This window comes from Rahnella sp. 1L-D-7-B-C2 (assembly GCF_057290995.1).
Window position 1 is genome coordinate 508,246 of sequence record NZ_JBXAVQ010000001.1, and the last position, 25,595, is coordinate 533,840.

The following is a 25,595-nucleotide window of genomic DNA, read 5'->3' on the forward strand; positions in this document are numbered from 1 at the left end:
TCTTCCCTTTTCTCATTGCTCAGTCTCCTGCTCCGTCTGGATTTCAGATGCATACAGTACTGGAGCCAACTGAATCATCAGCCGGTTTTTTAGCGTTTCAAGAGCCTCATTCCCAAGCTTAAGCTTTCTCAGATGTTCAAGCAGTTCGCTTTGCCCTGGCTGACCAAATGCCAGACGGTAAAGTGAAAGGATTTTCAACATTTGCGGATAACGCTGATGTTCGTAACTTAACTCCAGTCGCGGAACCACGCGATTAATTTGTGCATCCCCCTCAGGATAGTGCCAGTAAGGCACAAGATCAGTTTGCGTCGACTTTTTTTCTGCCTGAGCAAACATTGCGAACCAGGAAGCTGGCTTCTCAGTTTGTTTAGACATCGCCTGTACCAGTCGCCGTCTGATCACCAACGACTGGTAGCGGTTCACGCGGCCTTCACGTTGTTCCAAATCAATTGGGTTGTTCGGCAGATTCCAGTGAATTACCTCACTGCAATACCAATGAAAATCAAGCCCCTCCTGCCCGATAGACGTCGATGTCAGAATAAAGGGCCGAAAAGGAGAATTGAAGCCCTCACGAATATTAATGACCCGCACCTGCCCGGCTTCATCACTAGATTTTTGCGTTCCTAAGGGAACAGAATAATGGCAGCGCAGGTTTATATTATTTTCTCTTTTGCCTGGCTTCCATACTTTCACATTTGAATGGGAAGGCCGTAATACTGATTCGACAATCTTTACCATGTCATCAATACTTTTAGATGCGGGAAAAAGCATGTAGAAATATTCTTCCAGCATCGCCTCTATTCCGCCCTGCGCGCAATAATCAACCACACTGCGCCAGTGTTGCTTATTGCGCATTCTTCTGACCACAGCACTGCCTGTCACGCTGTTGAACAAGCTGATAAAGGCCAGCGCGAGTCGGCCTGCATGATTTCCCGCGTTTTCCTCAGGGTAGTACTGCATTAAGGCACGGTAAGCACAGACAGCTGGAGAACCTACGGATAATCGGGCGAGATAGTCCGGCAGATCATCCGGCATTTCACCGAGTTCATCGAGACGCCCAAACTTTCCTTCAATCTCATCAAGACGACTACACATACCCTCTGAAAGCTTTGGAATGGATTTCATCTGCTCAATCCATTGTTGATACATACCGGGTGCAGACCTCTGGTCGAGCAGCATCGGGGCAAACAAATACCAATGATTCCGGTTGCGACCTCCTTCGTGATTTCCCTTCAAAGGAGCAAGTAAATTCTGAAAATATTCAGTTCGCGTATTTATAATTTGTTCAAGCGAAGCTTTTCCATTCTCCGGCGGAAAATCAATAAGAACTTTAGCCGGATATAACAAAGACCAATTGGCCAGATCACCCTTATCGAGTTTGATCAGTTGCCCCATTGAATCTGGTCCGGAATTAGCGGTTTGCGAGAAATAATTTTCAGGACCCCTGCGTCTTCCCAGCACGCGTCGTTCCGATTCATAACTGAGTAAGCCACTCAGCATCCTCGGCACCATCGCCCACGCAGAGAACAGCAAACTTTTGGTGAAGTTTTCATGCCCTGCGAAATAGCCAGATAATGGATAATGAGGCCTGGAAGGAGGCATCCATAGCAACATTTCCGTGCCGCTTCTTTTACTGTCGCCAAATAAATGCTTCACCAGGGCACGTACTTTGGGATTGGGTGCATCTTTTGCCAGGTTAAGCTCAAAGTTTTTAATCTTTTTGGTCGGCAGCCAAAGATTCTTGCTTTTACGCAGTTGAGAAGTAACGTCAGTGTTTTTTTCGAGTTGTTTTTTCAGCGTCTCCTGCAAGCTGTATCCGGTGCTGAACGAGAGCGGCCAGGCCGCAGATTTATAAAAATCGAGGATTTGTCGCGAAACGCCGTGCGCCCCGTTTTTTTGAAGCAATAGTCCTAACTGATCCAATTCAATGAATGAACGGATGTCATCCGCGCAAAGCTCTGTAGTACATTCGAGCGGTAAATCCCGGATTAACCCATCAACATCTTTTGCAATCTGACTGCGTTCGGTACGCGAAATCAGCGGGCGCAGAAGGCGTTCTACAGCCTGACGTGGTGCCTCCTGAAGTTCCTCAACGCGGGTCTCATTGAACCCAAGACGCAGCAATTCTGACTGGAGTAATTTTCTTGCGGGTTCGTAGTCATACAGCGGGGAAAGATTGAGGAACTCAAGGATCTTCTGCAGTTTGGTCAGATGCCCGTCGTCCTTTTCATCCTCAGCAATTGTGCTCATTGCCCTAAACGGTGTGGCAGAAAGCAGCAAAATTTTTTGCCCCTGCGTTTTCGCAAAAACCTGTTGGGCGATAACCGCCTGCTCATTTTCCACTGAGGGATCAAGCAGACTTTCAAATCGCTGAAACTCATCAAGAATAAATAAATCGGCTTGTAAATGGGCTGCACAGGATGCAGTGAATAATTGCCGCAAATCACGCAAAATAGAGTGATGAATTGCGCTGTAAGCACGCCCAGACTGTGTGGCAATCTCATTCAGAATATCCAGTGGAGTCTGTTCTGCGCCCGCCAGCGGCAAATGCAATTTCTGATGGAAATCCCTGACAATATCCATATTGAATTCATACGACTCAACATTGCTGATATCCACTTCCCAGTTATTTTGGACATTTTGCCGGAATACGTTATTTAATCGCTCACGCAAAGGTTTAATAACAGGGTGAAGCATTAATGCCGTGAAAATAATGGCTCTTTCTCGACGATTCCCAACCCCAAATGTCAAAGTAAATGAGGTGCCGGGCGTGAGCGAACAGATCTCCAGCAACGCCGCCTTCTGATTATCTTTTTTTGGCAACAACGCCACTTCTGCCAGGCGAGAAAAGGAAGGCTCGCGCACCCATTTGGCCAAATCAGCTTTATCTTTAAATACTGCCAGTTTGTTGCGGTTTTCGTTGGCTAATCCAAGATTAGAGCAAATATAAGCGACACGAAAAGGACGTGATTCACGCCACTTAAGCAAAAGTGAAGCGATGACACCTTTGGCTACCACTGTTTTTCCGAGGCCCACCTCATCTGCCACCAGAATGCGGTGGCTGTGCTCAGGGTCATCAAACAACTGGACAATCCGAGAGACCGTAGCACGCTGAAAATCCTTCAAACTCTCTAGTGTAATCTGCAGCTTACCGCAGGCTTCTCCATGGGAGGAGTTTGTATCACTCATCGCTATATATTTCCCAAAAACGCACGATAATGAGCCCAGAGCATGTTAAACGTTTTCGGCATTTGTGCGTTTAATGCGCTTGAATGCGTGAGAACCGACTCTATTCTGGCCAGTTTTTCTGGCTGACGTGAGGCGCAGCGAAGTAAAGATTCATAGATTGGTCCATCAAAAACAGTGCTCAAAGCCGTCTCCTCCTCACCAGACAGCTGCATATTTTGCTCTACCGCCAGCCATTCCATTTTTTCGGCATTAGGCTGTAACATCATTTGGATGTACCACAGCAATTTGCCAGGTTTGTCGATCATGCTGGAGAATATTTTCTGCTCCCGGTCATCACCTCCGTCAATGTCCAGACTCGCTTTGATCACCCGTTGTTCTACGTTGCCTTCCGGTGTACTGACGGTCAGGATAAGAAACGCGCTGATTTGTGTGAGATGCAATCTCTCCCATACCATGACGTTTTGCAGAGGCTGAGAATGGCCAATGATCAGTGGCCGAACATCGATAGTGGCAGAGTAAAGAGGGAGACTGTCAGGGTAGCTGACGGTAACGGTATAAAGTTCATCGCCATCATGGGTTGCCACCACATTCCAATCAACCGAAATGAGCGCGTGCAACAGTTTTCTGCTCACCTCTTCTGACTCGGATTGTTCATCCGGCAAATAAGAACCGAAAACATAGGGAATGAAAATACCGGCTGGCTTTTTTTCTGTTCCCACCAATTCTTCGCGCAACTTTTCAGCGGAGCCGTTTTGAGCCGAACCAGACATCCGCAACATGAATTCGGTATTACGCGGCGAGGCATGTTTTCTATCACCAAGAGCCGCTTTTGTTGCGTTAGCGGATCCAATATGCCAGTGACAAGTGCGGCCATTTTGCAACAACACTAATTTGGCATGCAGATTTTGCTGCTTGGCTTTTTCGAGTTCATCTTCACCGTTTATAAGACGGTCATTCAACGCGAAACATTCCCATCCTTGCAGATCCTCTTCACCAATCCGTTCCAGTTCATCCCCACGGCTGAACAACCAGTGCCGGGTTCCCCGCTCTTTGAGCATCGCCAGCGCTTCACGGTGAATGAAAGGCGAGATAACCAAAACCGTGTCCGTGCCCAGCCCGTATTCCAGCGGAACTTGTCCTTTTCTGCCATACAGAGTTTTCAGACTTTGAAAGCCAGTGGGTTTATCCCACATTACATTGGGTAATTCTTTTTTAAACAGTCTGAAAGCTGTTGAGAAATCTTTCGCACAGGGTGCGAGATCGCCTAGCAAGGCTATCAACCCGTCATTTTCCTGAGTGGTTTTGCCAGAATCCCGCCCTTCCAGCGTACAGGCTAAATCCCAGCTGCGATCAAAGGTCAGGTTTCGCGATAAAACGATCAGACGGTATTGCACGTCCTTAGCATCATTGACAAATCTCAGTAGCCAGATTTTAGGATGAAATGAGCTGAAAGGACCCTCTGGTACCATCGGTACCAGACAATGTTCCAGCAGGGAATAAAGTTTATTGGATGTATCAGGAAGCTTAATGTTTCCCTGCTGGAAGAAAACTTTTATACGACCTTTCAACTGATGAATCCCTTCAAGCAGCACGAGTTTTTCGCCAATAATTTTTTCCGCATCGTCCAGCGTGCTGTTAAATGACAGCGCCAGCGGTACAGCAAGCAATGTATCCAGCTCTAATGAATAACTCGTCGCGAGCGCGTAACTGAGTGTATATCCGGCAGGAGGACGCAGTTTTTCGCCATAGTCGATACGATCCTTTCCCGGGTTCAGCATGATTGTCCTTCCTGAATATCCGTTAAGATAGTGCGCACCTGCCACCAGCGATAGTTAAGTCTCTCAATTCCAACCCACTGGTAACTTTCCGGAAGGTGTTTATGAAGAACCGATCGCTCTTTCTTATTATCATCAGCCTGCCGCACAACCAGGAGGTCAAGTAAATCTTCGCTGCCTTTGCGGGGCGCTTCAACACACCATTTCTTCAAGAAAACTCTGGTGTGGTGTCGGAGACGGACGTCGGTTCGGGCGATCCACATATCAATATCATCAGGTACCCCTTGCGGTTGCTGACGCCAGGCCTCCCATTTTTCCTCAAGACTTTCCAACAGGTCATTTCGCTTATTCTTTTTAGCCAATACGATGTTGAAACGCAGGTGAGCCCCATAAATGAGTTCACTGAATGCCTGCGCCATCTTCACCGTTTGCCGGGTATGAGCGGGCAGCACTTTGCATCTGCCAATCCAGGCCGCAAGAGAAGGAAAATCAGTATGGATCAAAGCCTGAGCACGTAAATCACACAGTTCGAATTGCCTCGGCAAGCTGTAGCAGGGTCCGGTTCTGAGTTTATTGCTCAAAAAATCCGATTCAGATGAGGTTAGCGTTATGGTTAAGTGCTTGCGCCAGTCGGGAATGTAACGATCAATATTGACGCGATTGATAATTGTGCCTGCATCAACATCGTCAGGCTCATCAAGGCTTAGGCTACCGGAGAATTCATCTTGGGGAGTGAAGGTATGAAGAAACTGATTGAGCGAAGCATGGCTATTCACAAGCCCCCAGGTGCGTAATCCCACCCAGTAAACCGAGGAAGGTAATCTGGCCACTGTTTGGCCATCCTCCATAGTGACTCCGATAATGCCTTTCTGTTCACCATCTGGATGCGCCGCTTTAAGCGCGTCGGCCACATAGGTTTCATGCTCCTTCAGATACGCACCAGGGGACAACTTACGCCTTTCTACCGCACTGAGTGCAAGATAATCTCTGAGAATTCGTGGAACTGTTATGAAGTACTTTGCGCGGGTCTGAATTGTCGAAAATCCGGGAAACATCAAATCAGCAAAACCATCACGCAGACCGCCAATACCCAATTCATCAAGGGTGCCAGGCTCTGAAAGTTGCTTCAGTGCATATTGCACCCTGCTTCGGTCGCTGGCGGAAAAATCCACCCAACCAAATTGGCTCTTTATCATCGCTATACCAGCTCGCCGTTATCAACATTATTTTCGGGGATACATGGCTGAAGTCGGTATTCAGGACTACACGACCGGCTGCATCCATGCAACGCATAAAAGTAGGGATATAAAAGCATATCGGCATCTGGCTGATTTAGCTTAACTCTTTTTTGCCCCAATAAAAAAAGGGAAGACATTGAATTGTCTTCCCTTTTTTATTCTTACTACCCGGTCACATCTGAGGGCAGCGTTGCAAACTGTTGAGCCAGGATGTCTGAGGCTGAGCGACCAGACGACGTGCGCGTCCGTGGCGACGCAGGATCAAACCTTTATCCTGCATTTCGCTGAGATCGCGGCGAATGGTTTCAAGACTCACATCCAGCGATTGTGCCAGTTCGCTAACCTGTAACACTTCATGCTGTTCAACCAGCTGAAGGATGGCCTGATGGCGATTTTTTTTAAGCACTGGTTATTCCTGTTTGTATGACAGTTGTGTGACGGAAGTCACAAATAACGGTAATCATGATACCTGCGTTACATTGTTAATTTTGGGATCGATCTCAATTTTTCGACAATCCCCGTGAAGTTTTTACGCCTACAGCGATTTTTGGTTCGTCCCGTTTCTCTGTCATACTGTGCGCATGCTCTATTTTTCCGCCCGGCCTCCGGTGAAATCACCCGCGCCGGCGGGACGTTATCACTAAGGAATTTTCATGGAATTCAATACCGCCGGTTTAATCTCACTTCAGGAAGCGCTGGATAAAATGCGCGGCCACGTTCCGCCAAAAACAGCACGGGACGCCGAATCCGTTCCACTCAATACCGCCAGTGGCCGCATTACCGCTGCGTCGGTGCTTTCGCCGGTTTTTGTTCCCCCTTTCGATAATTCCGCGATGGACGGTTATGCCGTGCGCTGTGCCGATCTGCACGACGGCGCGGTATTACCGGTTTCAGGCAAAGCCTTTGCCGGTGCGCCCTTCCATGGTGAATGGCCTGCGGGGACCTGTATCCGCATCATGACCGGCGCACCTGTGCCGGAAGGGGCAGATGCGGTCGTCATGCAGGAACAGGCGGAAGTCTCGGATGCTGGCGTTCGTTTTACTCATCAGCCCTTCTCCGGTCAGAACATCCGCCTGACAGGTGATGACATCAGACAGGGCGATAGCGTATTGCCGCAGGGCGTGCGGCTGGGTGCGGCCGAGCTGCCGCTGCTGGCGTCGCTCGGCGTGACAGAGGTTCAGGTGTGGAAAACGTTGAAAGTTGCCGTGTTCTCGACCGGCGATGAACTGCAACCGGTCGGAACGCCGCTGCAGGAAGGCCAGATTTACGACACCAACCGTTTTGCGGTACGTCTGATGCTGGAACAGCTGGGCTGTACCGTACTGGATCTGGGTATCATTCGCGACGATCCGCAGGCGCTGCGCAAAGCGTTTGAAGAAGCCAACGCGTTTGCCGATTTGGTGATTTCCAGCGGTGGCGTGTCAGTAGGCGAAGCCGATTACACCAAACAAATGCTCGACGAGCTGGGCGAAATCGGATTCTGGAAACTGGCAATGAAGCCAGGCAAACCCTTCGCCTTCGGCAAGCTGAAAGACAGCTGGTTCTGCGGCCTGCCAGGAAATCCGGTCTCTGCGGCGCTGACGTTCTATCAGCTGGTGCAGCCGTTTATTGCACAGCTGGCTGGCCACACCGCGTGGCAGTTTCCGCCACGTTTGCAGGCTGTCGCTGTCACGCCACTGAAAAAGTCGGCGGGTCGTCTCGATTTTCAGCGCGGCATTTTCAGCACCAACGCACAGGGCCAGCTGGAAGTACGCACCACCGGCCATCAGGGTTCGCACGTCTTCAGTTCATTCAGTCAGGCCAACTGCTTTATCGTGCTTGAACGTGAGCGCGATAATGTCACCGCCGGTGAAATCGTCGAAATCGAACCTTTCAACGCCCTGCTGCGGAGCTGAATATGACGACGCTGCCGGAACTGACGGACGCCGAAACCCTGCGTTATAACCGCCAGATCGTCCTGAAGGGGTTTGATTTTGATGGCCAGGAACAGCTGAAAGCCAGCCATGCGCTGATTGTCGGGCTGGGCGGATTAGGCTGCGCGGCGGCGCAATATCTGGCCGCTGCCGGCACCGGCACACTGACGCTGCTGGATTTTGACACAGTCTCGCTCTCCAATTTGCAACGCCAGACGCTACATACCGATGCGCGGATCGGTATGTCGAAAGTGGAATCTGCCGCGCTGGCGCTGGCGGCAATTAATCCGCATACCCGTCTGAATCAGGTCAATGCGCAGGCAGATGACGACATGCTGAGCGAACTTATCGCCGCCTGTGATGTGGTGGTCGATTGCACAGACAACGTCACGACGCGAAATCAGCTAAACAGTGAATGTTTCGCGCAGAAAAAACCGCTGGTCTCCGGCGCTGCCATTCGTATGGAAGGTCAGCTCAGCGTCTTCACCTTTCAGCCGCAGGAGCCCTGCTATCGCTGCCTCAGCCGGTTGTTCGGGGAAAATGCGCTGACCTGCGTCGAGGCAGGCGTCATGGCACCTTTGGTCGGCACCATCGGCAGCTTGCAGGCGATGGAAACCATCAAGCTGCTGACAAAATTCGGTGACACTCCGCGCGGAAAACTGCTGATGTTCGATGCTATGACGATGCAGTTTCGTGAGATGAAGCTGATGAAAGATCCGCGTTGCGAGGTGTGTGGGGAATGCTGACAGAAAATCAGGTTCTATAAGCCCCCAGATAAAAACGGGCGGTTTCACTCCGCCCGTTAAATAATAATGCTACTTATGGTCATATGACTGCCAGTTTTACGGGGTGATTGTTTTGCACAACTCCGGTTTAATCACGTAATAGCTACTATATTTTCCTATATTGCATGAGGTATAAGGCGACACCATTAAGATAAATGGAATAATAAAAGAGGAAATTAATCCTATACATATGGAAATCATACTCAGCCCCCCCCAAATAAGACCTAAACTAGTGGAGGTTTTTAACGGATCGACGCCTTTTTTTAGCAGGAGACGTAGCGAAAAAAAGAACACCAAAACAATAATAGGGATACCGCTAGCACAAATGATAATCTTGCCATTATATTCAATTACATCTCCTAATGTAATCAGAGAATAAAAATTATATCCTTTCATATAAGAAACTGTAAAATAGATATAAATCACCGAGAAAACCATTACTAAAACCGCCCCTACTTTAAACAATAACCATTTTATAGAGTCAGTATTATTCATTTTTAACATTGCCTTCCGAAACGACTATTAAGTAACTGACCCGAGTATTGGAAATTCCATTCGTTAATTCTTTGATATTCCACCAGAGCCGTTCGTAACTCTTGTGTTAGAGTTACAGATAACCCCACGTTGTCATCTAACTCGTTTAAAGAAAAATTCAAAAAAATGCCTGCAACAATAATCACCATCGCCTTGGCGGCATCCATCGTAATATCGCCGAGAAAATCGACCAGGTCGTAGTCGGATTTAAAGATAAGTTCAATGGCTCACCACGCCAGTGAAGCAAAAATGCAAAATTTTGTGCCCCTTATCAGCGCATTTCCCAGCCCGCGGATCCCGATGCCCATTTCCAGCATTTGCGGATGATCTACGGCGTATCGTGTGCCGTCGTTCGTTCGCCGCCGGTGATCCGCACCTCTGGGTTCTGTCATTTTTTCACCCTTTGGTCAGGAACAATGGTTTTGCACAAATCCGGGTTGATCACATAGTAACTGCTATACTTTCCAATATTACATGAGGTATAAGGGGATGCCATTAAGATAAAGGGAATAATGAAAGATGCAATAAAACCTAAAATAAAACAACCTACACTCAGCACCATCCAAATATAACCTATCGTAGTGTATCTTTTAAAAGGCTGAATGCCTTTCTTAAATAACATTTTTAATGAAAAAAAGAATAACCATATAAATAGAGGAATACCTCCAATGCAAATTATAATTTTACCACTGTATTCGATAGTATCACCTTGTATGATTAATGTTTTTGTATTAAATATATCCATAAGAAGAACAACAGAATAAATATACCCCAATGATAATACTATCGATAAGAACGATGCGCCTTTAAATAAAATCCATTTTTTAGCATTACTTTTTTCCATTTTAATACCTGATTCCTGGCGGACGACTGAAAATCGGATTCCCATTACGAAAATTCCGTTCGTTCATTTTTTGATACTCTACCAAAGCTGTGCGCATTTTTCCTTTGAGACTTATTGATAATCCTAAATGCTCATCCAATGCGTTCAAATCCGCATTTAGCACTACGCCTACCCCAATTACTATGATTGTGGTAACAACTATTGGTAAACTGAATACAGTCAATATTCCACCAGCAATAACTCCGATAACCACACTCGCCACCACCGCCTTGGCCGCATCCATCGTAATATCGCCGAGAAAATCGACCAGGTCGTAGTCGGATTTAAAGATAAGTTCAATCGCTCGCCAGGCCAGTGAGGCAAAAATACAGAATTTTGTGCCCTTTATCAGCGCACTTCCCAACCCGCGGATCCCGATGCCCATTTCCAGCATCTGCGGATGATCTACGGCGTATCGTGTGCCTTCCAGAATCCGGCGCATACCCGGATAGCCGGTTATTTTTATATAGGTCTTGCCCTTAAAGGTGTATTCAATCGCTCTGATACCGAGCGACTTAAAACGAAATGCGATGTCTCCCGCAGAATTCTCGAATGTCATCAGCTTGCCAATACTGCTACTGCCTTCAAGAATATCTTTGATGTTACCGGGTGCCAGTTTGTTAGAAAAAAACTCGTCTACTTCACCGAGCAGTTCATCGGTGACCTTCTCTGCCTCCTCTAACGTTAGCAACATGATGTAACGGCTTTCGGTAATGAAAGTGCTATTTGTGAATGCCATATCTCGTTGTACCGGGTTTATGCTCGGGAAAGAACTGAAGGTATCTTCTCCCCGCAATATACGTTTGCCTTCATTCATCCGTCGCCAGTAATCCGCACCTCTGAGTTCTGTCATTTTCATCATCCCTGATCAGTAAACCCGTTCATTCCACAGGCTGTATGCGCTGGTGCCCGCAATACAGTGTTCCCAGGTGATCGTTTCATAACTGAAGCTCACTCTTTCCTGCGCTTCTGCATTACTCTCGAGAATGCTGTGCGGCACGATAAAATCGATATTCGTTACGCGGGCACCGGTTAACTTTACTTTGAAATAACACTCTCCCATACCGGTTTTGTTAATGCGGTGCAGTTCTAAATCACAGGTCATTATTTCATTATCTGAAATAGCTTTTCCCAGCAATGGCGTGGATTTATCTATTGGTTTGAGGAGGGTTACAACGTGGTGATTAACGTTCTGCGCGCGAGATAAGGTGTGTTTCATGCTGTAGACCATGATCTGGTCGATACGCCCTATTTGCGCTTTATTACCAATTGAATCCATAGAAGAACATCCGCCAGAGATCAGCCCCTGTGTTTGCCCGTTTAACGTGAGATAGGTTAAGTTTGCCATATTAGTCCCTTACCAATAATATGAATTGATAATAACCATACAAATATTAATGAAATGTTTTACAGTATAATTTTGTTCCTGCTTTTTTTGAAATGCAAGCTCTATTAATTTATTATTCAGCCATAATATTTAAGTCATTCACATCATCAATATAAATTTTAATATATATAATAAATTCTGAAATATTATTTTTGGGACATAAAAAAGGCCGCAACGTTAACCGTTGCGGCCTTTTGAACGGAATCAATAATTAACTATTGATACCCTGACTACGCAGGTAATCTTCGTAGTTGCCGGAGAAGTCGATGACGCGGGTCGGTGTCATTTCCAGAATACGGGTCGCCAGTGAACTCACGAATTCTCGGTCGTGGGAAACGAAGATCAGCGTGCCTTCGTACATTTCCAGCGCCATGTTCAGTGACTCGATGGATTCCATATCAAGGTGGTTAGTTGGCTCATCCATGATCAGGATGTTTGGACGCTGCATCATCAGTTTCCCGAATAACATACGGCCTTTCTCACCACCGGAAAGCACTTTCACTTTCTTCTTGATATCGTCCTGACCGAACAACAGACGGCCCAGCACACCGCGCACGGCCTGCTCGTCGTCTTTCTCGGATTTCCACTGGCTCATCCAGTCGAATACGTTCATGGAGTCATCGAATTCGTATTCGTGATCCTGCGCGTAATAACCGATTTTAGAGTTTTCAGACCATTTCACTGACCCGGTTTCCGGCTCATGCTCACCGACCAGCGTTTTCAGCAGGGTCGATTTACCGATACCGTTCGCGCCCAGAATCGCGACTTTCTCGCCAACTTCCAGCATCAGGCCAAGGTTTTTAAACAGCGGACCGTTATCGAAACCTTTGGTGATTTTTTCCACTTCCAGCGCATTACGGAACAATTTCTTGTCCTGCTCGAAACGCATGTAAGGGTTCTGACGGCTAGACGCTTTGATTTCGTCGAGCTGAATTTTATCAATCTGACGGGCACGTGACGTCGCCTGTTTAGATTTGGAGGCGTTGGCGCTGAAGCGGCTAACAAAGGATTGCAGTTCAGCAATCTGCGCTTTCTTCTTGGCGTTGTTGGCGCTCAGAAGTTCACGGGCCTGCGTTGCCGCGGTCATGTATTCATCGTAGTTACCTGGATACACGCGCAGTTCGCCGTAGTCCAGATCAGCCATGTGTGTACACACCATGTTCAGGAAGTGACGGTCATGCGAAATGATGATCATGGTGCTGTTACGTTCATTCAGCACCTGCTCCAGCCAGCGAATAGTATCGATGTCCAGGTTGTTCGTCGGTTCGTCGAGCAGCAGAATTTCCGGGTCAGAGAACAGCGCCTGCGCCAGTAATACGCGCAGTTTAAAGCCCGGCGCGATTTCGCTCATCAGGCCGTAATGTTGTTCTACCGGAATGCCGACGCCGAGCAACAGTTCGCCCGCGCGGGATTCAGCGCTGTAGCCGTCCATCTCGCCGTATTCGACTTCCAGATCGGCCACTTTATAGCCGTCGGCTTCGCTCATTTCCGCCATCGCGTAAATGCGGTCGCGCTCTTCTTTCACGGCCCACAGTTCATTGTGGCCCATGATCACGGTGTCCAGCACGGTGAACTCTTCGAAGGCGAACTGATCCTGACGTAATTTACCCAGACGCTCGTTCGGGTCGAGTACGACGTTACCCGCTGAAGGCACTAAGTCGCCACCGAGGATCTTCATGAAAGTGGATTTGCCACAACCGTTCGCGCCAATCAGGCCATAACGGTTACCGCCGCCAAATTTCACGTTAATGTTTTCAAATAACGGCTTGCTGCCGAATTGCATGGTGATGTTGTAAGTACTTAGCACAACGCTCGCTCTTAATTGGGAAATGTGATTTGGCGCGCATTATGCCACAACGGCACAAAGAGATCGCCTATCGGCGTGGTCATTTTTCAAGCAGGTGATGTCAAAAGAGGCAATAATTGGGAGGATGAAAGGTGGCACCTTCGTTTTAGGCCACCTCCGGCAAGGATTTAACTCAAATCAGTGCTGTTTAACAAACGGTTCAGATCAATTGCTTTATCCCTGATGACGTTCATTTTGGATTCGGCCGCGATGATTGACCACACCGTCCCCTGCTCTTTCTGATAGAAGGCGTCGATAGCCTTAAAATAACTTTCCTTGTATTTAATCCACGCCCGCTGAGATTCTTTTAAAGGCGTCCTGGACGTTTCGGGCTGCTCATCTATCAATAACTTATATTGTTTGTTGAGTTCAGCATCCCATGATTGAGTTGCTTGTATGTAACACTCAGACGAATCCATCGTGGTTTGAGCATTAGCTGCACATTGCTTAAGAACGCTATCGATATTCATATTTATTTGTACTTTTTCAGCATAGGCAGAAACCGCGCCAAAGCTGGTGCACAGCATCAAAACTACTGCGTATTTCTTCATGAAAATCACTCCTGAATTTGGCATAGAAACAAAGAGCAAACGCCATAATGAACGCGTCATTGTTTTACACAATAGTAAAAAAATTGGCCATAGCTTAAAAAGGTCAGGAGGATAAACGTAAAAAACCCGGCCTCAGCCGGGTTTTCCAATACAACTTCGGATATCAGAAGCTGTAACCGATCACGCCGTAGTAACCCCAGCCGGTAGATTTCACTTCGAAATTACCGTTACCAAAGTTCAGCTCAGCGCCGTCAGCCCACTGGCCGCCGTTGTGGAAGTAACGCGCCACGAACGAGTAATGCCAGTGTGTGTAGTTCAGCGCCAGGATATGGCTGGAGGCGATAGAGTTGTTAGAACGGGCTTTTTGGCCGTTCAGGTCACGGAAATCGTCATCGCCCAGTGAAGAGCCCCAGTCAAAGTTGGTGAACCCGATGTAGCTCAGGTTGCCGCCCCACATTTCAGTCAACGGAACGAAATATTTCACTTTGAAACGGTAACCGTCCCAGCTGTTTTCGTTAGCCGCGCTGTAGTTTTCCCACTGGTATTTTGCATACACGTTCAGAGACAGGCTCATTGGCAAACCGGTGTTGATATCGGTGCCAAGACCCATGTACCAGGTGTTCTGACGGTTATCGCTGTCCGGACCCATATCGTAGATATAGTTGTTGGCGAAGTACCATTCTTTGAACGGACCAAAGCTCAGGTCAGTGCCGGTCAGCTTATCAATGGAGAAGCGAGGTTCGATCTCCATAAACATCGGAGAACCGTTTTTATCCCAGATACCGGTATCGTTGCCGTTACCCGCACCGAAGGTTTTAGGGATATCGATGTAGCCGTAGAAATCAAACCAGTCTTTGTGCGCAAACGCTTCATATTCAAGATAAACGTCGTTACGAATCGTTGGCCCGAAACGGGTATCAGCGCTACCTACAACGTTTACACTCTGGTGCCACCAGTCAGAAACAAATTCGCCCTTGCTATCATCAGCGAGCACGGTCGCGCTGTAGGACAAAGCCATCAAAGCGCCTGCTGCAATAATTTTATTTTTCATATTTTTACCAGAAGCGGGGGAGGAACAACGCCTTGCCACTTTCAGACGTTGCATATATCAAACCCTAAAACTGTGATCCGCAACCGATTGCTGCACATAGTTCATAGAACATGCAATTACCAGCTACTTCCTACAAGAGTTAACTTTTCTTAGCTAATAAATAGATTTGGTCAAGGTTTGTCAATTTGTGTTTCATTCTGATACATCCCCAATGTGACATTGATCACATATATGTTTCAGAACGATTTCATTCACGCGATGGAGAGTGAAAAAAACACCCGTGCGATTATGCACCAATCGTTATTTGTCATGTTATAATTATGACAATTAACGGTGCGGAGGCACACATGATGAACACGAAATTTTCCGGGCTGTCCTCCAGCCCTTTGCACCAACCTGCAACGCCGCTTTGGCAATCTGCGGGGCTTCCCGCAAGTAGCGGAATCAGTTTGATTAATGCCATACAAAAGGGGTTTCCGGTTGATAGTATCAGTCGTCTTAACGATGAGCTGGGATGGCCGAAGATGGTATTACTGGAAGTCATGGGCATTAACGAGCGCAATTTTGCACGGCGAAAAGCCGGTAACGGGTTACTGAAAAGTGATGAGAGTGAACGGGTCGCGCGTCTGGTACGCACCATTGATGCAGCCACAGATTTGTTTGAAGGTGACCGTATGGCGGCACTGGAATGGATAACCCGCCCTGCTCCGGCGCTGGCCGGTTCGCGCCCGCTGGAACTGCTTTCGTCAGAAGCGGGAGCCGTGGAAGTCAACCGGCTGATCGGGCGTCTTGAATACGGGGTATTTAGTTGAAGCTGTTCCGTATCACCAAGACAAAGCATTTGGGCACCGCGTGGTCGGGCACCGGCGCTCAGATTTATGGCGGCCGATGGAATCCGCCCGGCAGACCGGTGGTTTATCTGGCCGGTAGTCAGTCGCTGGCGATTCTGGAAATGCTGGTGCACATCCACTCCAGTATGCTGATGCAATCCTACACGCTGCTCAGCATCGAGGTGCCGGACGATTTGCTCGACACGCTGGAAGTCTCAGAACTGGCGGCAGACTGGCGCAGCCCTTCGCCGCCGGACAGTACACAGCGTCAGGGAGAAATCTGGCTGGTGGAAGGTGACTATGTCGGGCTGAAAGTGCCGTCAGTTATCGTGCCATCGGAGTCTAACGTTTTACTCAATCCGCAGCATCCGGCGTTTGGGGATTTACTGGCCTCGGTAGAACGCGAGCCGATGATATTTGACCCGCGTCTGCAATAAACGCGGGTCGTGAGGGATTACTCTGTTTTCCTGTTACTGCGGTAAATAAGCACCAGCGCAATAATAAGACATGGGATCGCCGCCAGACGATGCCACGATAGCGGGATCTGCGGGTTATCCAGCCAGCCGAAATTATCGATTAGCATCCCCATCGCCAGCTGTCCCAGAATCACGGCCACCGTCGCCACAGCAGTTCCTACACGTGGAACCGCAGTCACCATAATGATGATGTAAGGCACACCGAACAATGCCCCGGCCAACTGCCATTTTGGCACGGTCAGCAAGGTTGCCTGTTGAGGGGTTTGCAGAAACAGGATCAGCACTGCGGTAATCGCCGCGCCCACGCTGAAGGTCAGGAAGGCGCTTTTCAGCACGCCCACCTTCTCGCCAAGCTGACCGTTCACCGCCGCCTGCATACTCAGCGCCGCACCCGCGACGATCGCCAGAATAATCATAATCAGTTCAGACATCAGTTAACTCCAGGCAATCAAAACAAGGGCTGCAACAATAAACACCAAAGCCAGTAAACGCTCGCCACCGACTTTCTTATGAGGTGTACCAAACCAGCCGTAATGGTCGATCAGGACGCTTTTCGCCACCTGCCCTGACAAAATCGCAATCATCGTCATACCGATACCAATCACCGGCGTCGCCAGCGTCAGCACGACCACATACACCGGCCCGAGCACGCCGCCAAGCAGCTGCCAGCCAGGTTGTTGTGTAAACGACGGCGCATTACGCGGGCTGAAAAACAGCACCAGCAGACCGGTCAGCACCGCGCCGACGCCAAATATGCTCAGCGTGGCCCACAGATGCCCCACTTCTGTCCCAAGCGGCCCGATCAGACCGGCCTCCAGCGAAAGCCCCATGCCCGCCAGAATGACCAGCGGAATTAACATCAGATTCATTATTAGCTTGCTCACTCTATTTTAAGAAGCGGCGACTATAGCGTGGCACTTTTTTGCGAAAAACAGCACAATAAGGAAAATACCTTTGCGGATATTGCACAGATGAAAACCTTCAACCAGATCAATATCCAGTCCTTGCGTCTGTTTGTCGCGGTACTGGATCACGGGAATTTCTCAGAAGTCGCACGCCGCGAAGCGATGTCCCCTTCGACGGTATCCCGGGTCATTTCACAGCTGGAACAGGCACTGCAAACGCAACTGCTTTATCGCAATACGCGGGCAGTCAGCCCGACTGAATCCGGTAAACTGCTGGCCGATCATGCCCGTCAGGTGCTGGCACAGCTGGATCTGGCGGCGCTGGATTTGCAGGAGCAGGACAGCGAACCGGGCGGGCTGGTGCGTATCAACGCCCCCGTCGTTTTCGGCCAGCGGCACATTGCTCCCTGGCTGCATGAACTGAGTGCCCACTATCCGCGGCTGAACATTGAGCTGATGCAAACGGATGATTTTATTGATCCCTTGCAGGACAGTGTGGATTTACTCATCCGCATCGGAGTGATAGCCGATTCTACGATGCAGGCACGCACGCTCGGGCAACAGAACTTCCGTCTCGCCGCCAGCCCGGCCTATCTCGCGCGGGCGGGCACACCCGCCACACCTGCTGACCTTGCTTCGCATAGCTGTCTGGTCTTCAAAGGATTCGCCGGTTCACAGCGCTGGTACTTGCGCGAATCGGATCAGGAATGGCGCTCCTACAGCTTGCGCGGCGCACTCACCAGCAATAACGCAGAAACGTTGACGCAGGCGGCTATCGACGGCATGGGGCTGGTGGTATTTCCCACATGGCTTATTGGCGATGCCCTGCGCGATGGCAGGCTGGTGAATGTGATGAACTCGTATCAGGTGTCGACGTCTCCGGAGCCACAGACGATAGCGGCGTTATATCCGAATGGCCGCAGAGCATCGATTAAGGTGCGGGCGGTAATTGATTTTCTGGTGGAGAAATTTGGAGCACCGGCGTATTGGGAACGTTGAAGGTGTTGATCCTCCCCTTCGCAGGGGAGGAGCTGTCCGAGAACTGTTTTACTAAGCCGCCATTGCAGCGGCCTCCTGCAAATCAGAAACTATAATCGACAGCGGCAAAATATCTCCGTCCATCTTCGTTATAACTATAGTCATCCCGATTCAAATCTTTATCCCCGAGGTTCAACACCCCGGCCCGAATTTTCACGGCCTTATTCACCTGATACGACCCGCCGGTGTTCCAGACTGTGTAGCCGCCCGGCGTCGGGTTACCGTCGGTGACGGTGCGGCTTTTGCCTTTGTAGTTGGCAGAAAGATAGAAGCTCCACGCGTCCCACGGTTTCCAGTCGAGCGTGGCGTTGGTAGTGTGGAACGGCAGTTCCGATAACGGTTTGTTGCCACCGTTGCTGAGATCGCGGGCGTCGTTGTAGGTGTAGTTCAGCTTGAGATCCCATGCCTCGGCGACCGGCAGGCTGACTTCCGTTTCCAGACCGCGAATTCGCGCTTTGTTCACGTTGTAATATTTGAAGATCGGATTGCCGCTGGCGTCGAAGCCGACGAAGTTCTGGTAGGTCGGTGCCAGGCTTTTATTGGCGGTGCGGATAACGGTGATCATGTCATCAATATCATTTTGGAACACCGTGGCGCTGGCGTTAACGTCTTCCAGCAATCCCTCTTCTCCGGCGTAGTACAGGCCGAACTCGATGCTTTCGCTGGTTTCCGCTTTCAGATCTTTACTGCCGACCACGTTACACCCGCCGCGGCAGGACGCACTTTGCCAGTCAGGGCTGAGCTGTAACAGCGACGGCGCTTTGAAAGCCGATGCCCAGCCGCCTTTGAGCGTGACGGTGTCAGTGGCGTTGTAAACCAGATACGCACGCGGGCTCCAGTTGACGCCATAATTTTCGTGGTCATCCATACGCACGCCGCCGGTCAGCGCCAGACTTTCGAAAATCCGCCATTCGTCTTCGAGGAACAGTGCGTACTGATTGGCCTGCGTGCTGCCACCGTTTTTCATGTTCACGCCGTCTTCCAGCTTATCGTTGCGGTATTCTCCGCCGAACGTCAGCAGCTGATTGTATTCGCCCAAAGGGATAACCACTTTGCCGTCGAGAGAGTTGTTTTTCGACGTGATAGTTTCTGCATTTTTGTTCTCGATGTTTTCACCGTAGAAACGCAGTTCGGTATTGGCTAAACCCCAGCGGCCATTGTGCCCGAGCGAGTAATTCTCACGCTCGATACGGTTTTTATCCAGCGTATCGGAATCCCTGTCCTGCCGGTCCATGCCGTAGCCGAAGGTGATGTCCTGATCTTTATCCGGTGTCAGCGAGAATTCGACGTTAGCGTTGCGCGAGGTGTAACCCTCGATGCGCGGCTGGCCGGTGCTACCACTTGAGGAGCTGGCCTGATCTTTTTCACGTTTGCCCAGCGCGCCGTAGACCTTCACGCCTAACAGGTCGTCAATCAGCGGACCGCTGGCGAAAACGTTACCGTTGCCCGTGTCGCCGCGATCGCGGTGTTCCTGCACGGTGGTATCGGCGCTCACCGTTCCGTGCCAGGCTTTACCAACTTTACGGGTAATGATGTTGACCACGCCGCCCAGCGCGTCGGAGCCGTAAAGCGAGGACATCGGCCCGCGCACCACTTCGATGCGTTCAATGGATTCGGCCGGGATCCAGCTCAAATCAAAATCGTTATGGCGGAAGACGGCGTTGCGGGAGTTCACGCGTTTGCCATCCACCAGAATCAGGGTATAACCGCTGCCCAGACCACGGATACTGACGCCCTGACGGTTGTCGCTTTCGTTAGTGATCTGCACGCCCGGTACGTCTTTAAGGACATCTTTAAGATTTTGCACCGGCTTCTTTTGCAGATCTTCACGGGTGATCACGCTGATACTCGCCGGCGCGTCTTTGAGGTTTTGTTCGACGGCGGAGGCGGTGACCACCATCTGATCTTCTTTTTCTTTCACTTCGGTTGTGTCTTCCGCCATCACAGGGAACGCGGCGGCAAACAGCTGTGCGAATAACCCGGCTTTGATTGCCGGTGTCAATTTAACCTTAACCATTTCTTCTCTCCATGAGATAAAACAACCCCGTCGGTGCGGGACGTTGCAATGCATTTCCGTCAATCCGGTAAAAAAAGTGCGAACGGAATCGCCCGGATGATCAGGATCTTATTTTTTAGTTTCAGGCTCACAATATGAAAGGCGGACGCTGCTACTTTGGCTGCGTCCGTTTTTTAGTACTTCATCTGACTACGTTTTAGATCGAAGGATCGCCGACCAGCCCGTCGATGAGGATTTGCGGCGTTCCCTGCGAGCAGCGTTCAATACGTCCGCGCACGCCGTAAACGCGCGCCAGACTGTCGGCGGTGATCACCGCCTCGGGTTCGCCATCGGCAATCAGATGGCCGTCTTTGAGCATCAAAACACGATCACCGTGGCGCAGCGCGATGTTGATGTCATGCACCACCACCACGGTCACGATATTGCGTTTTTGTGTTTCCTGCCGCACCAGATCCATCACGTGGAACTGATAATTCAGATCCAGCGCGCTGAGCGGTTCGTCGAGCAGTAACAACGAGGGCTGGCGGATTAAAGACTGCGCCAGACCGACCAGCTGTTTCTGCCCGCCGGAGAGCTGATCGAGATAACTCAGCGCCAGATGTTCGATGCCGAGCTGTCGCAGCAGCGTCATCACTTTATCCGTACCTTCCGCCGCTTTGCTTTTCCCGCCGGACGCACGCTGGGCGACGATAATCGATTCCAGTACGTGAAGATGCACACCGGCAGGCAGCGTTTGCGGCAGATACACCACCTGCTCGGCACGGCGTGCGAAAGGCATGGGCATCAAATCGTGGCCATCGAGCATCAGTTGCCCTTCCGCCCGGTTTAACCCTGCCAGCGAGCGCAGGAGTGTCGATTTACCGCTGCCATTCGGTCCCAGCAGTACGGTAATTTTGCCACGCGGCAGCATCGGCACGTTGAGATCGCGGATAACCCGGCGCTTCGGATAACCGGCGTTGAAATCACGGATTTGCAGCCCTTGCGTGGCGGCATTCAGGAGATCCTGAGAAGGGGTTTCCAGCATGGCAGACATCAGACGTTCCCCCGATGACGAAGAATAATACTCAGGAAGAACGGCACGCCGACCAGCGAGGTAACAATGCCGACCGGAATGATGACGCCGGGCACCAGGTTTTTCGACGCCACGGAGGCCATCGACAGCACCAGCGCGCCGATCAGCGCACTGGCCGGCAGGTAGAAGCGGTGATCTTCACCGAACATCAGGCGGGCAATGTGCGGCGCGACCAGGCCGATAAAGCCAATCGGGCCAACGAACGCCACCGCCAGTGCGGAAAGAATACTGATGCGCAGCAGCGTGCCGAGGCGCAGACGGCGCACATCGATACCAAAACTGACTGCGCGATCTTCACCCAGACGCAGCGCCGTGAGCTTCCACGCGCTCATCATTGACCACGGCAGCAAAATGAGGAAAGCGAACATCATCACCCCAAGTTTCACCCATGACGCGCGCGCCAGGCTGCCCATCGTCCAGAAGACTAAACCCTGTAAGGTGTCTTCAGTGGCGATGAACTGCATCAGCGAAACCAGTGCGTTAAAGGTGAACACCAGCGCGATACCGAACAGCACAACGCCGGAGCTGGCGACGCGCGTCCAGCGGGTGATGCCATCGAGCATCAGCGCGGCGAGGAGTGCGAAAATGAAGGCGTTAGCGGAGATAAACCACTGATCGGGCACCCCCGGAATACCGATGCCCAGCACTATCGCCAGCGCGGCGCCAAAGGCGGCTGCGGACGAGACGCCAAGCGTAAACGGGCTGGCCAGCGGGTTATTGAGGATAGTCTGCATTTCGGCACCGGCGAGGCCAAGAGACATGCCCACCGCAATCGCCATCAACGCATACGGTAAACGAATATCCCAGACGATCACCCGCGTGCCCGGATCGGCGGCAGCCGCGTTAAACAAGGTTTTCCACAGCGTACTGAGTGACAACCCCGAAGGCCCCATCACGAAATCAATCACCAGTGAGACGACAATCGCCAGCACCAGGACAAGCATAATGGACAAACGGCGGCGTACGATATTCTGATATTGCCCCATAACACTGTTGTCGGCATTGGCTTTCGCCGTCAGCGCAGGTTCGGTGGTTGCACTCATGTTTTGCTTCAATCTCATCAACGTAAAAACTTACAGCAGGAAAACTTACTTCCCGCTTTCCGGTTTAACTGCATCCGTCCAGTAGGTGCCCGTCGGCTCTACGGCGAGGAATTGTTTATAAAGCTGATTCTGGGTTTGCTGCGGATCGACGTCCGCAAACTTCTCTGGATAAAACGCTTTGGCAAAAACCTGAACCGCCAGCACGTTATACGGCGAGTTATAATAGTTATGCCAGATGCCAAAACTGCGGCCTTCTTGCACCGCTTTGAGTGTGCTGATGCCTTTACGCTGCAACAGCGGCATCAGACTGGCGCGCGCCTGCTCTGGCGTCGTCTGCGCGCCAAGCACCAGACCGGTCGGTGGCGGATCACCCGCTTTCGCCGGTTTACCGCCACCGCTGACCAGATACACGTCCGGCTGCGCGGCGATCACTTTTTCAAGATTGATCAGCCCCAGCGGCCCCGGCAGCAGCGGTTTGGAAATGTTCACCCCGCCCGCCTGATCGATAAAATCACCCATGTTGCCCTTTCCGGCTGAACGGCAGCATTCATCATCGGTAGACGCACGCAGTTCGATGAACACTTTTGGCTTATCCTGCTCGGGTATGTTTTGGGTCACATCGGTAACGCGTTTGATGTTGTCTTTATAAAACGCGATGTAATCCTGCGCCTGCTTTTCGCGGTTCAGGACTTTGCCCAGCAATTCCATGCTCGGCAGGGTATTTTTCAGCGGTGAGGTGCGGAAATCAACAAAGACCACCGGCACACCGGCTTTTTGTAACTGCGTGACCAGCGCGCTTTCTTTGCCCGGACCGTGCCCCGACAAACCAAAAATCGCCAGCTGCGGATTGAGCGTGAGCACTTTCTCCGGGCTGATGCTGTCGGCGCTGGTGTTACCAATCAGCGGGATTTTGTCGATCTGCGGGAATTTAGCCTGATAGGTAGCGTAGGTTTGCGGATCTAACTTGCGGAAATCGCCCTGCCAGCCAACAATGCGGTCGAAGGGTTTCTGCCCTTCCAGCAGGGAAACAGCAAAGAACAACCGCCCTTCTCCCAGCACCACTCGCTGAACATCATCCGGTACCGTAACGGTTCGCCCGGCGATATCGGTCACCGTGACGGCCTGCGCACCAAAACTCATGACGCCCATCGCCAGTGCCAAAATGCCACCGGCAACGCGGGGGCTTACCAAATTCTGCTGATAATTCATCTTCTTCCGATTCCTTTACGTTTCCCTGAAGAGGCGCTAACAATAAAAGAAATGATAACGATTATCAATGCAGTTTACATAACCCATAAAGAGTACAGAGGGATGCCGTGCGGCGAAACAAGACTGAGGTAACAAAGCATTACACTGCCGGGCGAAAAAAACGAAATAAAGATATAAAAAAAGCGGAGCCGAAGCTCCGCCTTGATAACCGCGTGAAAAACGCAAATCCCGTTATTGGTCGCTACTTTTAGTCTCGACGTATTTTGGGAACTCCATTTCGCTGTATTTCACCACTTTCGTGCCTTTTGTCAGCTTGTAACCGAACCAGATGATCAGGAACAGCGGCAGGCCGATATAGGTCGCGGCGACGCCGTACCAGTCGATGGTGTCTTTCAGGAACGCCTGATAGTTTTGGCCGAGTGTAATAATCAGACACAACACAAAGGCGAATACCGGGCCGAACGGGAAGAAACCAGACAGATACGGCAGGTCTTTCAGATCACGCCCCTGCGAAACATAGCCGCGACGGAAACGGTAATGACTGATTGCGATACCGAGCCAGGCGATAAAACCGGTCATGCCTGACGTGTTCAGCAGCCACAGGTAAACGGTCTGATTACCGAAGGTTGAGCTCAGGAAGCACAGCGCGGCCACGACGGTTGTCGCATACAGCGCGTTACGCGGTACGCCGCCTTTCGACAGTTTGGCGAACATACGCGGCGCTTTGCCTTCGCTGGCCAGCGTGAACAGCATACGGGTAGACGCATACATACCTGAGTTACCGGCGGAGAGCACGGCGGTCAGGATCACGGCGTTCATCACCGCTGCGGCCGACAGCAGACCGGCGTTACGGAAGACCAGCGTGAACGGGCTGACGGAGATATCGCCGACTTCGTTACGCAGCAGGTTCGGATCGGTGTAAGGAATGATCAGGCTAATGACCAGAATCGCCAGAATATAGAACAGCAGGATACGCCAGAACACCTGCCGCACCGCGCGGGGAATATTCTTAGCCGGGTTCTCAGATTCGCCCGCCGCGACGCCGATAAGCTCAGTCCCCTGGAAGGAGAATCCGACGATCATCGCTACGCCTATCATTGAGGCAAATCCGCCTGCAAACGGCGCATCGCCGATAGCCCAGTTGTGCCAGCCCGCCGTTTCTCCACCGCGCATAATACCGGTGATCATCAGCACGCCGACGGCGATAAAGATGATGACGGTGACGACTTTGATAAGCGAGAACCAGTATTCGGCTTCACCGAAACCGCGAACAGAAATGTAGTTCAGCAGGAAGATCAAACTGAGGAACAAGGCGCTCCAGATCCAGCCCGGCGTATCCGGGAACCAGTAGTTCATCACCAGCTGCGAGGCCACGAGATCTACCGCAATGGTCACCGCCCAGTTGTACCAGTAGTTCCAGCCCAGTGCGAAACCAAAGCCTTCTTCTACATAGCGGGAGCCGTAAGTGGAGAATGAACCTGAGACCGGCATGAACGCGGCCAGTTCGCCGAGGCTGGTCATCAGGAAGTACACCATGATGCCGATCAGCGCATAAGACAGCAGCGCGCCGCCCGGACCTGCCTGTGACACCGTCGCGCCTGAGGCGACGAATAACCCTGTACCAATTGAGCCGCCAATGGCGATCATCGTTAAGTGACGTGCCTTCAGCTCGCGACGCAGTGTGGGTGCCACCTGCGTATTTTTTGTAGGTTGTTGAGCCATGTTTTCCCTATATCCGCTCGTCATTCTAAAATTTAAGCGCGGATTGTAGCAAAACCTGCCGCTCTGAATAGCAGGAACGACCTGTTATAAGACACCTTCATAACTGGCCGCCGATCATTAGCGAAAGACTG

Annotated in this window: 24 protein-coding genes; 5 read left to right on the top strand and 19 right to left on the bottom strand. The window is 50.7% G+C overall.

The window, feature by feature from the left end; genetic code table 11:
- Nucleotides 1–12: 12 nt before the first annotated feature.
- The 4 genes from AC0Z7K_RS02235 to AC0Z7K_RS02250 all read right to left on the bottom strand — a co-directional run bounded on the left by AC0Z7K_RS02235 (nucleotide 13) and on the right by AC0Z7K_RS02250 (nucleotide 6,608).
- Nucleotides 13–3,189: a helicase C-terminal domain-containing protein gene (locus AC0Z7K_RS02235; protein WP_485612590.1), complete on the bottom strand. Its 3,177-nt coding sequence runs from the start codon at nucleotides 3,187–3,189 to the stop codon at nucleotides 13–15.
- A 2-nt stretch (nucleotides 3,190–3,191) separates the two neighbouring features.
- Nucleotides 3,192–4,967 carry a phospholipase D family protein gene (locus tag AC0Z7K_RS02240; protein ID WP_485612591.1) on the bottom strand — a complete coding sequence of 592 codons (1,776 nt, stop codon included), beginning with the start codon at nucleotides 4,965–4,967 and terminating at the stop codon, nucleotides 3,192–3,194.
- A complete protein-coding gene (locus tag AC0Z7K_RS02245; protein ID WP_485612592.1) occupies nucleotides 4,961–6,160 on the bottom strand; it encodes a DUF6361 family protein in 1,200 nt (399 codons plus the stop codon). Before AC0Z7K_RS02245 ends, AC0Z7K_RS02240 begins: the two co-directional genes overlap by 7 nt.
- A gap of 214 nt (nucleotides 6,161–6,374) precedes the next feature.
- Nucleotides 6,375–6,608 carry a DeoR family transcriptional regulator gene (locus AC0Z7K_RS02250; RefSeq protein ID WP_056769160.1) on the bottom strand — a complete coding sequence of 78 codons (234 nt, stop codon included), beginning with the start codon at nucleotides 6,606–6,608 and terminating at the stop codon, nucleotides 6,375–6,377.
- Between the two features lie 247 nt (nucleotides 6,609–6,855).
- Here AC0Z7K_RS02250 and moeA point away from each other — a divergent pair, with 247 nt between their 5' ends.
- Both moeA and moeB read left to right on the top strand, forming a co-directional pair.
- A complete protein-coding gene (moeA, locus tag AC0Z7K_RS02255; protein ID WP_485612593.1) occupies nucleotides 6,856–8,097 on the top strand; it encodes a molybdopterin molybdotransferase MoeA in 1,242 nt (413 codons plus the stop codon).
- 2 nt (nucleotides 8,098–8,099) lie between these two features.
- A complete protein-coding gene (gene moeB / locus AC0Z7K_RS02260) occupies nucleotides 8,100–8,861 on the top strand; it encodes a molybdopterin-synthase adenylyltransferase MoeB (protein ID WP_485612594.1) in 762 nt (253 codons plus the stop codon).
- Between the two features lie 96 nt (nucleotides 8,862–8,957).
- Here moeB and AC0Z7K_RS02265 read toward each other — a convergent pair whose 3' ends face one another.
- From AC0Z7K_RS02265 to AC0Z7K_RS02300, 8 genes are all read right to left on the bottom strand, one after another.
- Nucleotides 8,958–9,395 carry a hypothetical protein gene (locus tag AC0Z7K_RS02265; protein ID WP_485612595.1) on the bottom strand — a complete coding sequence of 146 codons (438 nt, stop codon included), beginning with the start codon at nucleotides 9,393–9,395 and terminating at the stop codon, nucleotides 8,958–8,960.
- 266 nt (nucleotides 9,396–9,661) lie between these two features.
- Nucleotides 9,662–9,826 (bottom strand): hypothetical protein, encoded by a 165-nt coding sequence (locus AC0Z7K_RS02270; RefSeq protein ID WP_485612596.1) that lies wholly within the window; start codon nucleotides 9,824–9,826, stop codon nucleotides 9,662–9,664.
- Nucleotides 9,823–10,278, bottom strand: coding sequence for a DUF1240 domain-containing protein (locus AC0Z7K_RS02275; protein WP_485612597.1), 456 nt, complete (start codon nucleotides 10,276–10,278; stop codon nucleotides 9,823–9,825). The genes AC0Z7K_RS02270 and AC0Z7K_RS02275 overlap by 4 nt, the downstream gene beginning before the upstream one ends.
- Nucleotide 10,279: 1 nt before the next feature.
- Entirely contained in the window at nucleotides 10,280–11,170 is an 891-nt protein-coding gene (locus AC0Z7K_RS02280; RefSeq protein ID WP_485612598.1) for a hypothetical protein, read from the bottom strand.
- Between the two features lie 15 nt (nucleotides 11,171–11,185).
- Nucleotides 11,186–11,665, bottom strand: coding sequence for an Hcp family type VI secretion system effector (locus AC0Z7K_RS02285; protein WP_413528367.1), 480 nt, complete (start codon nucleotides 11,663–11,665; stop codon nucleotides 11,186–11,188).
- Between the two features lie 250 nt (nucleotides 11,666–11,915).
- Nucleotides 11,916–13,511 carry an ABC-F family ATPase gene (locus tag AC0Z7K_RS02290; RefSeq protein ID WP_072158016.1) on the bottom strand — a complete coding sequence of 532 codons (1,596 nt, stop codon included), beginning with the start codon at nucleotides 13,509–13,511 and terminating at the stop codon, nucleotides 11,916–11,918.
- Between the two features lie 167 nt (nucleotides 13,512–13,678).
- Nucleotides 13,679–14,101, bottom strand: a complete 423-nt coding sequence (locus tag AC0Z7K_RS02295) for a lysozyme inhibitor LprI family protein (RefSeq protein WP_485612600.1) — start codon at nucleotides 14,099–14,101, stop codon at nucleotides 13,679–13,681.
- 163 nt (nucleotides 14,102–14,264) lie between these two features.
- Nucleotides 14,265–15,152: a nucleoside-specific channel-forming protein Tsx gene (locus AC0Z7K_RS02300; RefSeq protein ID WP_413528365.1), complete on the bottom strand. Its 888-nt coding sequence runs from the start codon at nucleotides 15,150–15,152 to the stop codon at nucleotides 14,265–14,267.
- A 347-nt stretch (nucleotides 15,153–15,499) separates the two neighbouring features.
- On the opposite strand from AC0Z7K_RS02300, the gene parS reads away from it, so the two are divergent.
- Together parS and AC0Z7K_RS02310 are read left to right on the top strand one after the other, a co-directional pair.
- Entirely contained in the window at nucleotides 15,500–15,964 is a 465-nt protein-coding gene (parS, locus tag AC0Z7K_RS02305; RefSeq protein ID WP_485612602.1) for a type II RES/Xre toxin-antitoxin system antitoxin, read from the top strand.
- Entirely contained in the window at nucleotides 15,961–16,419 is a 459-nt protein-coding gene (locus AC0Z7K_RS02310) for an RES family NAD+ phosphorylase (RefSeq protein ID WP_413528363.1), read from the top strand. The genes parS and AC0Z7K_RS02310 overlap by 4 nt, the downstream gene beginning before the upstream one ends.
- Nucleotides 16,420–16,436: 17 nt before the next feature.
- Here the strand turns inward: AC0Z7K_RS02310 and AC0Z7K_RS02315 are convergent, their stop codons facing one another.
- Both AC0Z7K_RS02315 and AC0Z7K_RS02320 read right to left on the bottom strand, forming a co-directional pair.
- Nucleotides 16,437–16,889: a DMT family transporter gene (locus AC0Z7K_RS02315; protein ID WP_413528362.1), complete on the bottom strand. Its 453-nt coding sequence runs from the start codon at nucleotides 16,887–16,889 to the stop codon at nucleotides 16,437–16,439.
- Between the two features lie 3 nt (nucleotides 16,890–16,892).
- Nucleotides 16,893–17,327 (bottom strand): DMT family transporter, encoded by a 435-nt coding sequence (locus AC0Z7K_RS02320; protein ID WP_413528361.1) that lies wholly within the window; start codon nucleotides 17,325–17,327, stop codon nucleotides 16,893–16,895.
- 102 nt (nucleotides 17,328–17,429) lie between these two features.
- Here AC0Z7K_RS02320 and AC0Z7K_RS02325 point away from each other — a divergent pair, with 102 nt between their 5' ends.
- Complete coding sequence (locus tag AC0Z7K_RS02325) at nucleotides 17,430–18,362, top strand: LysR family transcriptional regulator (protein WP_485612870.1); 933 nt, start codon at nucleotides 17,430–17,432, stop codon at nucleotides 18,360–18,362.
- An 82-nt stretch (nucleotides 18,363–18,444) separates the two neighbouring features.
- On the opposite strand, the gene cirA is transcribed toward AC0Z7K_RS02325, so the two are convergent.
- The 5 genes from cirA to AC0Z7K_RS02350 form a co-directional block, all read right to left on the bottom strand.
- Nucleotides 18,445–20,418, bottom strand: coding sequence for a catecholate siderophore receptor CirA (gene cirA / locus AC0Z7K_RS02330; protein ID WP_413528360.1), 1,974 nt, complete (start codon nucleotides 20,416–20,418; stop codon nucleotides 18,445–18,447).
- Between the two features lie 196 nt (nucleotides 20,419–20,614).
- Complete coding sequence (locus tag AC0Z7K_RS02335) at nucleotides 20,615–21,451, bottom strand: ABC transporter ATP-binding protein (RefSeq protein ID WP_413528359.1); 837 nt, start codon at nucleotides 21,449–21,451, stop codon at nucleotides 20,615–20,617.
- Nucleotides 21,451–22,533 (bottom strand): FecCD family ABC transporter permease, encoded by a 1,083-nt coding sequence (locus AC0Z7K_RS02340; RefSeq protein WP_413528358.1) that lies wholly within the window; start codon nucleotides 22,531–22,533, stop codon nucleotides 21,451–21,453. The genes AC0Z7K_RS02335 and AC0Z7K_RS02340 overlap by 1 nt, the downstream gene beginning before the upstream one ends.
- A 45-nt stretch (nucleotides 22,534–22,578) precedes the next feature.
- Nucleotides 22,579–23,742: an ABC transporter substrate-binding protein gene (locus AC0Z7K_RS02345; protein WP_485612605.1), complete on the bottom strand. Its 1,164-nt coding sequence runs from the start codon at nucleotides 23,740–23,742 to the stop codon at nucleotides 22,579–22,581.
- Between the two features lie 231 nt (nucleotides 23,743–23,973).
- Nucleotides 23,974–25,464: an amino acid permease gene (locus AC0Z7K_RS02350; protein ID WP_485612606.1), complete on the bottom strand. Its 1,491-nt coding sequence runs from the start codon at nucleotides 25,462–25,464 to the stop codon at nucleotides 23,974–23,976.
- Between the last annotated feature and the right edge of the window lie 131 nt (nucleotides 25,465–25,595).

Bases quoted from the DNA above. Each gene is read 5' to 3' on its own strand.
- AC0Z7K_RS02235 (WP_485612590.1), bottom strand. From the start codon at position 3,189: ATGAGTGATACAAACTCCTCCCATGGAGAAGCCTGCGGTAAGCTGCAG.
- AC0Z7K_RS02240 (WP_485612591.1), bottom strand. From the start codon at position 4,967: ATGCTGAACCCGGGAAAGGATCGTATCGACTATGGCGAAAAACTGCGT.
- AC0Z7K_RS02245 (WP_485612592.1), bottom strand. From the start codon at position 6,160: ATGATAAAGAGCCAATTTGGTTGGGTGGATTTTTCCGCCAGCGACCGA.
- moeA (WP_485612593.1), top strand. From the start codon at position 6,856: ATGGAATTCAATACCGCCGGTTTAATCTCACTTCAGGAAGCGCTGGAT.
- moeB (WP_485612594.1), top strand. From the start codon at position 8,100: ATGACGACGCTGCCGGAACTGACGGACGCCGAAACCCTGCGTTATAAC.
- AC0Z7K_RS02265 (WP_485612595.1), bottom strand. From the start codon at position 9,395: ATGAATAATACTGACTCTATAAAATGGTTATTGTTTAAAGTAGGGGCG.
- AC0Z7K_RS02270 (WP_485612596.1), bottom strand. From the start codon at position 9,826: ATGACAGAACCCAGAGGTGCGGATCACCGGCGGCGAACGAACGACGGC.
- AC0Z7K_RS02275 (WP_485612597.1), bottom strand. From the start codon at position 10,278: ATGGAAAAAAGTAATGCTAAAAAATGGATTTTATTTAAAGGCGCATCG.
- AC0Z7K_RS02280 (WP_485612598.1), bottom strand. From the start codon at position 11,170: ATGACAGAACTCAGAGGTGCGGATTACTGGCGACGGATGAATGAAGGC.
- AC0Z7K_RS02285 (WP_413528367.1), bottom strand. From the start codon at position 11,665: ATGGCAAACTTAACCTATCTCACGTTAAACGGGCAAACACAGGGGCTG.
- AC0Z7K_RS02295 (WP_485612600.1), bottom strand. From the start codon at position 14,101: ATGAAGAAATACGCAGTAGTTTTGATGCTGTGCACCAGCTTTGGCGCG.
- AC0Z7K_RS02300 (WP_413528365.1), bottom strand. From the start codon at position 15,152: ATGAAAAATAAAATTATTGCAGCAGGCGCTTTGATGGCTTTGTCCTAC.
- parS (WP_485612602.1), top strand. From the start codon at position 15,500: ATGATGAACACGAAATTTTCCGGGCTGTCCTCCAGCCCTTTGCACCAA.
- AC0Z7K_RS02315 (WP_413528362.1), bottom strand. From the start codon at position 16,889: ATGTCTGAACTGATTATGATTATTCTGGCGATCGTCGCGGGTGCGGCG.
- AC0Z7K_RS02320 (WP_413528361.1), bottom strand. From the start codon at position 17,327: ATGAATCTGATGTTAATTCCGCTGGTCATTCTGGCGGGCATGGGGCTT.
- AC0Z7K_RS02325 (WP_485612870.1), top strand. From the start codon at position 17,430: ATGAAAACCTTCAACCAGATCAATATCCAGTCCTTGCGTCTGTTTGTC.
- cirA (WP_413528360.1), bottom strand. From the start codon at position 20,418: ATGGTTAAGGTTAAATTGACACCGGCAATCAAAGCCGGGTTATTCGCA.
- AC0Z7K_RS02335 (WP_413528359.1), bottom strand. From the start codon at position 21,451: ATGTCTGCCATGCTGGAAACCCCTTCTCAGGATCTCCTGAATGCCGCC.
- AC0Z7K_RS02340 (WP_413528358.1), bottom strand. From the start codon at position 22,533: ATGAGTGCAACCACCGAACCTGCGCTGACGGCGAAAGCCAATGCCGAC.
- AC0Z7K_RS02345 (WP_485612605.1), bottom strand. From the start codon at position 23,742: ATGAATTATCAGCAGAATTTGGTAAGCCCCCGCGTTGCCGGTGGCATT.
- AC0Z7K_RS02350 (WP_485612606.1), bottom strand. From the start codon at position 25,464: ATGGCTCAACAACCTACAAAAAATACGCAGGTGGCACCCACACTGCGT.